Consider the following 9947-nt stretch of genomic DNA (forward strand, 5'->3'; position numbering starts at 1 on the left):
GCGTCAGATCCGCGTTGAGCGCGGCCATCAGCTCCTCCATCTGCTGAAGCAGGCCCTTGGGTGGGCCCTGCCGCGCGGGCACGGACGCGTCGTGCGCGGCCTCCTGCGCGGCCTCCTGTTCGGGCACGGCTTCCTGGGACATGACGGCCTCCTCGGCCCTCGCCCCTCCCACGGGGAAGGGCAGTTGACGCAAGTGACGCCCCGGCAGCGGCCGCCGGCGCGGGTGCCGGGCGGTCCGGCTCCGCCCGGGTCAACGATCACCCGGCGCGCGGGGTCACTGGGAAGGGCGCGCGCCGGTCGTCATGTTGACGGATGTTCACCCGACCGGGGCGGCGGGCGCCCGGCGCGACCGGCGGGGTTGACGGGCGTTCGAGCGTGCAGGATGGAGCCATGGATCTTCGAATCTTCACGGAACCCCAGCAAGGGGCGACCTACGACACCCTGCTCACCGTCGCCAAGGCCGCTGAGGACCTCGGCTTCGACGCCTTCTTCCGCTCCGACCACTACCTCCGCATGGGATCGTCCGACGGCCTGCCGGGCCCCACGGACGCGTGGATCACGCTGGCCGGGCTGGCGCGGGAGACCCGGCGGATCAGGCTGGGCACGCTGATGACGGCGGGCACGTTCCGGCTGCCGGGCGTTCTCGCGATCCAGGTGGCGCAGGTCGACCAGATGTCGGGCGGCCGGGTCGAACTGGGCCTGGGGGCCGGGTGGTTCGAGGAGGAGCACCGGGCGTACGGCATCCCCTTCCCCAAGGAGAAGTTCGCCCGCCTCGAGGAGCAGCTGGAGATCGTCACCGGTCTGTGGGCGACGGAGGAGGGCAAGACCTTCACCTTCGACGGCGCGCACTATCAGCTCACCGACTCCCCGGCCCTGCCCAAGCCCGCGCAGCACAAGGTGCCGGTCCTGATCGGCGGCCACGGGGCGAAGCGCACGCCGCGCCTCGCCGCGCGGTTCGCGGACGAGTTCAACATCCCCTTCGCCTCACTGGAGGACAGCGAGCGGCAGTTCGGGAGGGTCCGCGCGGCGGCGGAGGAGGCCGGGCGCAAGGGCGGCGACCTGGTGTACTCCAGCGCCCTGGTCGCCTGCGTCGGCAAGGACGACGCCGAGGTGGCCCGGCGGGCGGCGGCGATCGGCCGTGACGTGGACGAGCTGAAGGCCAATGGCCTGGCCGGTTCGCCCGCCGAGGTCGTCGACAAGATCGGGCGCTATGAGGCGATCGGCGCGAGCCGTATCTACCTCCAGTGCCTGGACCTGGCCGACCTGGACCACCTGGAGCTGATCTCCTCGCAGGTGCAGTCGCAGCTCTCCTAGAGCAGCGCCACCGGCCCCCGGCCGTGCCGGGGGCCGGCCACAGACGTGGCCGCCGGACGCGCCCCTCCAGCGCCCGGCGGCCACCCGCCGGACGACCGGACCGTGGAGCCGGCGCGCGGGCCGTGCGGCGAGTGGCTACTGCGCGGGAGCGCGGAAGGGCGCGTCGCTGAGGAGGCGCGCCAGGTGCGCGGTGTTGGCGGCGAGGGTCCGCGTGGTGGTGTCGACCGCTTCCGGGGTCTCGTCGAGGTCCTGGTAGTCGGTGCCCTGCATGGCCTCGCCCACCCAGTAGGTCACGGCCTGCGGGGCGAGGGAGAAGCCGAGGTCGTTGAGGCCCTGGAAGGCGTCGGCGCTCACCTTGTGCGCGCCGTCCTCGTTGCCGACGACGGCCACGGCGGCGACCTTGCCGTAGAAGAGGGGGCGGCCCTGATCGTCGGTCTCGGACATGTCGGCGTTCAGGCGCTCCAGGACGAGCTGGCAGTTGCTCGCCGGGTGGCCCATCCAGATCGGGGTGGCGATGAGCAGGATGTCGGCCGCGAGGACCTTCTCGCGCAGCGCGGGCCACTCGTCGCCGTCGCCCATGTCGGCCTTGATGCCGGGCTTCACGTCGTGGTCGGCGACCCGCACGCTCTCCACGTCCACCCCTCGCTTCTCCAGCTCGGCCAGCACCTGTCCGGCCAGCACCTCGCTGCTGGACGCGGTGGGCGAGGGGGACAGGGTGCAGACGAGGGCCAGGGCTCGCACGGTGACTCCTTCAGGAGGGTCATGCCGCCTCACGGGGACGTGAGCCGACGGGGACGGGGAGATGTGTCGTACGGACGAAAGCCGTACGGACCCCAGGTCCCCGTGATCTCCGCGCGCAAACACGGCCGTGGGTGCCGCCGCCCGGGAGCCGGTGGGCGGCGGCACGGCACTCCGGCGTCAGCGGACGGCGGCCCTGGCGAGCACCTGTTCCGTCTCGGAGGGGAAGAAGCCGGTGATCCCCAGCATCAGGTGCAGGGCCGTGGTCACCCGGGGAGGGAGCGGCTGCGCGATGCCCCCGGCGGCGATGCCCGCCGGAGCGAGGGCGCCGGAGGGTCCGCGTGCCGTGTCGAGTTCGTCCCTGGCCCGCTGGGCCTCACCGTTGCGTATGTGCACCAGCGCCCTCCGTACGCTGCACGACGCGTGCTCCGAGACGCTCAGCAGCGCGACGATGGCCGAGGCCGCCGGATCGGGGGCCGGGGCCGGAGCGGCGGTCGCGGGCCCGGGCCGCGCACACTCGCGGGCCGCCAGACGGAGGTGACTGCTCGCCTTGTCCAGGATCTTGACGATCGCGCACAACCGCCCGGTGTCGAACGACGCCATACGATCACTCCTCTGTGATGCCGCGCGCGGGAACACGCGCGAGAGCGGGACTGCCAACAGCCGTATCACCGTCGTGCGCCCTGTCCGAACGTCCCACAGGGAGCGCACACGGTGCGCAGAGAGGACAGAGATGCGATCCATCTCCCGCGCTTTCCGCCGGGGGGCGCACGCCCCCGGCGATGGCCGCCCGTGCCGTGAGCGGTGGGCTCCCCGGGGCCTCGCGAGGGGTGTGGAGGGGTAGGGGAAAATTCCAGGGTGTGCTCGTGATGAGCGCTGTACGTTGAAGAGGCGTGCCGCGGTGATCACCGAAGAGCGCGCACCTCCACCGCCGCGGTCCAACGGCGCCCGGACGGGCAGCACTCGCGTGCGCCGCACCGGGAACCGGCTGCGCACCGCGGCTCAGACTCCGTTTCGAGGCCCACTCACCGTGTTCCTTACCGTCACCACCACAGGCACCCCCGAACGTCCCGCGACCGACCTCGGTTTCCTGCTGCACAAGCATCCCGACAACGCGCAGGCGTTCTCCACGTCCTACGGCACCGCGCACGTCCTCTACCCCGAGGCGACGGCCGAGCGCTGCACGGCCGCGCTGCTCCTGGAGGTCGATCCCATCGCGCTCGTGCGGCGCGGCAAGGGGAAGGGCAAGGGACAGGGCGGGGCGCCCGACGCGGCGCTCGCGCAGTACGTGAACGACCGGCCCTACGCCGCCTCCTCGCTCCTGGCCGTGGCGCTCAGCACGGTGTTCTCCAGCGCGATGCGTGATGTGTGCAAGGCGCGGCCCGAGCTGGCGGGGCGGCCGTTGCCGCTGAGCGTCGAGGTGCCCGCGCTGCCCGCGCGTGGCGGTGCCGCGCTGGTGCGGAGCCTGTTCGAGCCGCTGGGCTGGTCGGTGTCGGTGGAGCCGGTGCCGCTGGATGTGCGGTTCCCGGAGTGGGGCGATTCGCGGTACGTCCGTCTGGTGCTCGATGTGCCGGACGGGAAGCTGACGCTGGGCGAGGCCCTGCGGCACCTGTATGTGCTGCTGCCGGTCCTCGACGACGCCAAGCACTACTGGGTCTCTCCCGACGAGGTCGACAAGCTGCTCAGGGCCGGTGAGGGCTGGCTCGCGAACCACCCGGAGCAGTCCCTGATCACCAGCCGCTACCTCTCCCGGCGCTGGTCCCTGACCCGGGCGGCGAGCGAGCGCCTGGAACTGGTGCGGCTCGCCGACGCCGACGACTCCGGCATCGAGGAGATCGACAACGCCGTCGACGAGGAGAGCGACACCGAGGAGGCGCCGGTGCCGCTCGCCGTGCGGCGCCGCGAGGCGATCCTCGCCGCACTGACCGAGGCCGGGGCCGCACGCGTCCTCGACCTGGGCTGCGGGCAGGGCCAGTTGGTGCAGGCGCTGCTCAAGGACGTGCGGTACACCGAGATCGTCGGGGTCGACGTGTCGATGCGCGCCCTGACCGTGGCCTCGCGGCGGCTGAAGCTGGACCGCATGGGGGAGCGCCAGGCCGAGCGGGTCAAGCTGCTCCAGGGCTCGCTCGCGTACACCGACAAGCGGCTCAAGGGGTACGACGCGGCGGTGCTCAGCGAGGTCATCGAGCACCTCGACGTGGAGCGCCTGCCCGCCCTGGAGTACGCGGTGTTCGGCTCCGCGCGGCCCCGCACCGTCCTGGTGACGACGCCGAACGTCGAGTACAACGTCCGCTGGGAGTCCCTCCCCGAGGGCCACAGCCGCCACGGCGACCACCGCTTCGAGTGGACCCGCGAGGAGTTCGGGACCTGGGCCGCCGAGGTGGCGGGACGGCATGGCTACGGCGTGCAGTTCGTCCCCGTGGGCGACGACGACCCCGAGGTGGGGCCGCCGACCCAGATGGCGGTCTTCACCCGGGCCGCCGACCGGCGTGACAGCGCGGAAGAGACCCCGAAGGGAGTGAGGGCGGCATGACCCAGCACGAGAGCACCCGCGGCCACGGCGACGCACGGCACCGCGCGAAGAACGGGGCCGCCCGCCCCGAGGAGGCTGCCGGCCGGATGCTGCCCGTCACCGACCTCTCCCTCGTCGTGCTCGTCGGCGCCACGGGCTCCGGCAAGTCCAGTTTCGCGCGACGGCACTTCAAGGCCACCGAGGTCATATCCAGCGACTTCTGCCGAGGACTCGTCGCCGATGACGAGAACGACCAGAGCGCGAGCGCCGACGCCTTCGACGTGCTGCACTACATCGCGGGCAAGCGGCTCGCCGCCGGGCGCCGTACGGTCGTGGACGCGACCAACGTGCAGAGCGAGAGCCGCAAGCAGCTCATCGGCCTCGCCAGGGAGCACGACGTCCTGCCGATCGCGATCGTGCTCGACGTGCCCGAGGAGGTCTGCGCCGCGCGCAACGCCGTGCGCGAGGACCGGGCCGGTATGCCGCGCCGCGTCATCCAGCGCCACCAGCGCGAACTGCGGCGCTCCCTGCGGCACCTGGAGCGCGAGGGCTTCCGCAAGGTGCACGTCCTGCGCGGCGTCGAGGAGATCGACGGCGCCTCGGTCGTCACCGAGAAGCGGTACAACGACCTCACCCACCTCACCGGCCCCTTCGACATCATCGGCGACATCCACGGCTGCGCCGCCGAGCTGGAGACCCTGCTCGGCAAGCTCGGTTACGCGGACGGCGCGCACCCCGAGGGCCGCACGGCCGTGTTCGTCGGCGACCTCGTCGACCGCGGCCCGGACACCCCGGGCGTCCTGCGGCGGGTGATGGGCATGGTCGGCGCGGGCACCGCCCTGTGCGTCCCCGGGAACCACGAGAACAAGCTCGGGCGTTATCTCAAGGGCCGGGGCGTCCAGCACACCCACGGCCTCGCCGAGACCATCGAGCAGCTGGCGGGGGAGAGCGAGGAGTTCCGCGCCCGGGTCCGCGAGTTCGTCGACGGCCTCGTCTCGCACTATGTGCTGGACGGCGGCAGGCTCGTCGTCTGCCACGCGGGCCTGCCCGAGAAGTACCACGGCCGCACCTCGGGCCGGGTGCGCTCGCACGCGCTCTACGGCGACACCACCGGCGAGACCGACGACTTCGGCCTGCCCGTGCGCTACCCCTGGGCGGAGGAGTACCGCGGCCGTGCCGCCGTCGTGTACGGCCACACCCCCGTGCCCACCGCGTCCTGGCTCAACAACACCATCTGCCTGGACACCGGCGCCGTCTTCGGCGGCAGGCTGACCGCGCTGCGCTGGCCGGAGCGCGAGCTGGTCGACGTCCCCGCGGAGCGCGTCTGGTACGAACCGGCCAGGCCCCTGCGCACGGAGGCCCCCGGCGGCCACGACGGACGGCCGCTCGACCTCGCCGACGTGCACGGCCGCCGCGTCGTGGAGACCCGGTACGCGGGCCGCGTCAGCGTGCGCGAGGAGAACGCGGCGGCGGCCCTTGAGGTCATGAGCCGCTTCGCCGTGGACCCGAGGCTGCTCCCGTACCTGCCGCCGACCATGGCGCCCACCGCCACCTCGCACCGCGAGGGCTATCTGGAGCACCCGGCGGAAGCCTTCGCCTCGTACGCGCAGGACGGCGTCGGGCGGGTCGTGTGCGAGGAGAAGCACATGGGCTCGCGCGCGGTGGCCCTGGTCTGCCGGGACGCCGGGGTGGCCCGCGAGCGCTTCGGCCTCGGGGACACCCCGGCCGCGCCGGGCGTCGGCGAGGCGCCGACCGGCTCGCTCTACACCCGTACGGGCCGCCCCTTCTTCGGCGACTCCACCGTCACCGAGGAGATCCTCGACCGGCTGCGCGCCGCCGTCACCGAGGCGGGTCTCTGGGAGGAGCTGGACACGGACTGGCTGCTGCTCGACGCCGAGCTGATGCCGTGGTCGCTGAAGGCGTCCGGCCTGCTGCGCACGCAGTACGCGGCGGTGGGCGCCGCGTCGGGAGCCGTCTTCCCCGGCGCGCTGGCCGCCCTGGAGGCCGCGACCGCGCGGGGGGTGGACGCGGGCGCGCTCCTCGCCAGGCAGCGGGAGCGCGCGGCGGACGCCACCGCGTTCACCGACGCCTACCGGCGCTACTGCTGGCCGACCGACGGCCTGGACGGCGTGCGCCTCGCGCCGTTCCAGATCCTCGCGGTCCAGGGCCGCAGCCTCGCCGCCCTCCCGCACGACGAGCAGCTCGCCCTGATCGACCGCATGGTCGAGCACGACGGCACCGGGCTGCTCCAGACCACCCGCCGCCTCTATGTCGACACCGGCGACGAGGCGTCGGTCGGCGCCGGTGTCGACTGGTGGCTGGAGATGACCAGCCGGGGCGGCGAGGGCATGGTCGTGAAGCCGGTCGAGGCCCTGGCCAGGAACGGCCAGGGGCGTCTGGTGCAGCCCGGCATCAAGTGCCGTGGCCGCGAGTACCTGCGGATCATCTACGGACCGGAGTACACACGCCCGCAGAACCTGGCGAAGCTGCGCGAGCGCTTCCTCGGCCACAAGCGCTCGCTCGCCACGCGTGAGTACGCGCTCGGTCTTGAGGCCCTGGACCGGCTGGCCGACGGCGAGCCGCTGTGGCGCGTCCACGAGGCGGTGTTCGCGGTCCTCGCCCTGGAGTCGGAGCCGGTCGACCCGCGGCTCTGAGCGGAGAGGCGCGGCGGGCGGCGCGCCTGGCAGGCAGTACGCCGGGCTGCCCGCTGGGCTGCCCGCCGTGCGGCACCCGGGGCGGCGCGCCACTTGGGAGCGGCGTGCCGCATTACTGCGCGAAGGCCGTCCGGCCGGGGAAAGATGGACTCCATGGGATTCCATGTCGACTCCGAGGCCGGGCGGCTGCGCCGCGTCATACTGCACCGACCCGATCTGGAGCTCAAGCGCCTGACGCCGAGCAACAAGGACACGCTCCTCTTCGACGACGTCCTGTGGGTGCGCAGGGCCCGGCAGGAGCACGACGGATTCGCGGACGTCCTGCGCGACCGGGGCGTGGCCGTGCACCTCTTCGGGGACCTGCTCGGCGAGACCCTGGACGTGCCCGCGGCCCGCCTCCTCGTCCTCGACCGGGTCTTCGACGAGAAGGAGTACGGCCCGCTGGCCACGGACCACCTGCGGGCCGCGTTCGAGACGATGCCGTCGGCGGAGCTGGCCGAGGCGCTGGTCGGCGGGATGACGAAGCGCGAGTTCCTGGAGGGCCACGCCGAGCCGACGTCCGTGCGCTTCCACTGCATGGACCTGGACGACTTCCTGCTCGGCCCGCTGCCCAACCACCTCTTCACCCGTGACACCTCGGCGTGGATTTACGACGGCGTCTCCATCAACGCGATGAGATGGCCCGCCCGGCAGCGCGAGACCGTGCACTTCGAGGCGATCTACCGGCACCACCCGCTCTTCCGCGACGACGACTTCAACGTCTGGTCGCGGGGCCAGGCGGACTACCCCTCGACCATCGAGGGCGGCGACGTCCTGGTGATCGGCAAGGGCGCGGTGCTCATCGGCATGAGCGAGCGCACCACCCCGCAGGCGGTGGAGATGCTGGCGCACGAGCTGTTCGCGGCGGGCTCGGCGCAGACGATCGTGGCGCTGGACATGCCGAAGCGACGGGCCTTCATGCACCTGGACACGGTCATGACGATGGTCGACGGCGACACCTTCACGCAGTACGCGGGCCTCGGCATGCTCCGCTCGTACACCATCGAGCCGGGCGTCGGCGACCGGGAGCTGAAGGTGACCGACCACCCGCCGGAGCACATGCACCGGGCGATCGCGGCGGCGCTCGGCCTGGACTCGATCCGGGTCCTCACGGCCACCCAGGACGTGCACGCCGCCGAGCGCGAGCAGTGGGACGACGGGTGCAACGTCCTAGCGGTGGAGCCGGGGGTCGTGGTCGCGTACGAGCGGAACGCGACGACCAACACCTATCTCCGCAAGCAGGGCATCGAGGTGATCGAGATCCTCGGCAGTGAGCTGGGGCGCGGCCGGGGCGGCCCCAGGTGCATGAGCTGTCCGGTCGAGCGGGACGCGGTGCCGGGAGCGTAGGCCCGGCTGGGCTCGGGGTGCGGCTGCGCTCCCGGTGCGGCCCACGTACGACACCGCCAGGGGAGCCCGCCACGGAAGCCCGCCACAGAAGCCGCCTGCATAGAATTGCCGAGGATCGTATATAGTTCCAATGGTTGTATCGTCCTCTATCCGTACCCCAGGAGCATCACCATGGCCACCACTCTCACCGGCAGCCACTTCCTCAAGGAGCTGGACTTCACCGCCGAGGAGTTCCGTGGCCTGGTCGCCCTCGCCGCCGAGCTGAAGGCGGCGAAGCGGTCCGGGACCGAGGTGCGGCGCCTGACCGGCAAGAACATCGCGCTGATCTTCGAGAAGAGCTCCACAAGGACGCGCTGCGCCTTCGAGGTCGCCGCCGCCGACCAGGGTGCCTCGACGACGTACATCGACCCGTCCGGCTCGCACATAGGGAACAAGGAGTCCGCCAAGGACACCGCCCGGGTGCTCGGCCGGATGTTCGACGCGATCGAGTTCCGCGGGGACGCGCAGGAGACCGTCGAGACCCTCGCCGCCCACGCGGGCGTGCCCGTCTACAACGGCCTGACGGACGACTGGCACCCCACCCAGATGCTCGCCGACATCCTGACGGTCACCGAGCACACGGCCAAGCCGCTCACCGACGTCGCCTTCGCCTACCTCGGCGACGCCCGCCTGAACATGGGCAACTCCTACCTGATCACCGGCGCCCTGCTGGGCATGGACATCCGGATCGTGGCGCCCCGCGCCTACTGGCCCGCCGAGGAGACCGTCGCGCGGGCCCGCGCGCTCGCCGGGGCCAGCGGCGCCCGCGTCACGCTCACCGAGTCGGTCGAGGAGGGGGTCGCGGGGGCCGACTTCGTCGCCACCGACGTCTGGGTCTCGATGGGGGAGCCCAAGGAGGTCTGGGGCGAGCGCATCACGGACCTCGCGCCCTACGCCGTGACCATGGACGTCCTGCGCGCCACCGGCAATCCCGACGTGCGGTTCCTGCACTGCCTCCCCGCCTTCCACGACCTGGGCACCGAGGTCGCCCGCGAGATGCACGAGCGGTTCGGTACGACCTCCCTGGAGGTCACCGACGAGGTCTTCGAGTCGCCGTACTCGGTCGTCTTCGACGAGGCGGAGAACCGGCTGCATACGATCAAGGCGGTCCTGGTCGCGACGCTCGCCTGAGCCGGAGGCGACGCCTCGGGGTCACGGGCGGGCCCCGCTCAGCCCCGCGCGGGCAGCCTGAACCACACCGCCTTGCCGGACTCCGTGGCGCGGTGGCCGCAGGAGGAGCTGAGGGTGCGGATCAGGAGCAGCCCGCGGCCGTGCTCCTGCCACGGGTCCGGCGGGCCGGGGGA

At 72.5% G+C, this 9947-nt stretch carries 8 protein-coding genes; 5 read left to right on the forward strand and 3 right to left on the reverse strand.

Going from position 1 to position 9947, the window contains the following annotated elements:
* The first annotated feature begins 390 nt into the window (after positions 1-390).
* Positions 391-1314 (forward strand): LLM class F420-dependent oxidoreductase, encoded by a 924-nt coding sequence (locus AB8Z36_RS19780; protein WP_369214672.1) that lies wholly within the window; start codon positions 391-393, stop codon positions 1312-1314.
* A 135-nt stretch (positions 1315-1449) separates the two neighbouring features.
* On the opposite strand, the gene AB8Z36_RS19785 is transcribed toward AB8Z36_RS19780, so the two are convergent.
* The gene (locus AB8Z36_RS19785; protein WP_369214673.1) at positions 1450-2055 is read right to left on the reverse strand and encodes a flavodoxin family protein; all 606 of its coding nucleotides are present in this window, start codon (positions 2053-2055) and stop codon (positions 1450-1452) included.
* A 177-nt stretch (positions 2056-2232) separates the two neighbouring features.
* Positions 2233-2655, reverse strand: coding sequence for a hypothetical protein (locus tag AB8Z36_RS19790; protein WP_369214674.1), 423 nt, complete (start codon positions 2653-2655; stop codon positions 2233-2235).
* Between the two features lie 427 nt (positions 2656-3082).
* Here AB8Z36_RS19790 and AB8Z36_RS19795 point away from each other — a divergent pair, with 427 nt between their 5' ends.
* The 4 genes from AB8Z36_RS19795 to argF all read left to right on the forward strand — a co-directional run bounded on the left by AB8Z36_RS19795 (position 3083) and on the right by argF (position 9774).
* Positions 3083-4585, forward strand: coding sequence for a 3' terminal RNA ribose 2'-O-methyltransferase Hen1 (locus tag AB8Z36_RS19795; RefSeq protein WP_369214675.1), 1503 nt, complete (start codon positions 3083-3085; stop codon positions 4583-4585).
* An 86-nt stretch (positions 4586-4671) separates the two neighbouring features.
* On the forward strand, positions 4672-7218 hold the full coding sequence (locus AB8Z36_RS19800) for a polynucleotide kinase-phosphatase (protein WP_369214678.1): 2547 nt from the start codon (positions 4672-4674) through the stop codon (positions 7216-7218).
* 153 nt (positions 7219-7371) lie between these two features.
* Positions 7372-8604 (forward strand): arginine deiminase, encoded by a 1233-nt coding sequence (locus AB8Z36_RS19805; protein WP_369214676.1) that lies wholly within the window; start codon positions 7372-7374, stop codon positions 8602-8604.
* Positions 8605-8775: 171 nt separating this feature from the next.
* The gene (gene argF / locus AB8Z36_RS19810; protein WP_369214677.1) at positions 8776-9774 is read left to right on the forward strand and encodes an ornithine carbamoyltransferase; all 999 of its coding nucleotides are present in this window, start codon (positions 8776-8778) and stop codon (positions 9772-9774) included.
* A gap of 38 nt (positions 9775-9812) precedes the next feature.
* Here argF and AB8Z36_RS19815 read toward each other — a convergent pair.
* Positions 9813-9947 (reverse strand): ATP-binding protein (locus AB8Z36_RS19815; protein WP_369214679.1); only part of this gene is annotated, 135 nt, incomplete at its 5' end.

The organism is Streptomyces flavofungini (assembly GCF_041028215.1).
GTDB classification, from domain to species: domain Bacteria; phylum Actinomycetota; class Actinomycetes; order Streptomycetales; family Streptomycetaceae; genus Streptomyces; species Streptomyces flavofungini_B.

Excerpts from the sequence above, each read along its gene's own strand:
- AB8Z36_RS19805 (WP_369214676.1), top strand. The coding sequence starts at position 7,372 with ATGGGATTCCATGTCGACTCCGAGGCCGGGCGGCTGCGCCGCGTCATA.
- argF (WP_369214677.1), top strand. The coding sequence starts at position 8,776 with ATGGCCACCACTCTCACCGGCAGCCACTTCCTCAAGGAGCTGGACTTC.
- AB8Z36_RS19790 (WP_369214674.1), bottom strand. The coding sequence starts at position 2,655 with ATGGCGTCGTTCGACACCGGGCGGTTGTGCGCGATCGTCAAGATCCTG.
- AB8Z36_RS19780 (WP_369214672.1), top strand. The coding sequence starts at position 391 with ATGGATCTTCGAATCTTCACGGAACCCCAGCAAGGGGCGACCTACGAC.
- AB8Z36_RS19800 (WP_369214678.1), top strand. The coding sequence starts at position 4,672 with ATGCTGCCCGTCACCGACCTCTCCCTCGTCGTGCTCGTCGGCGCCACG.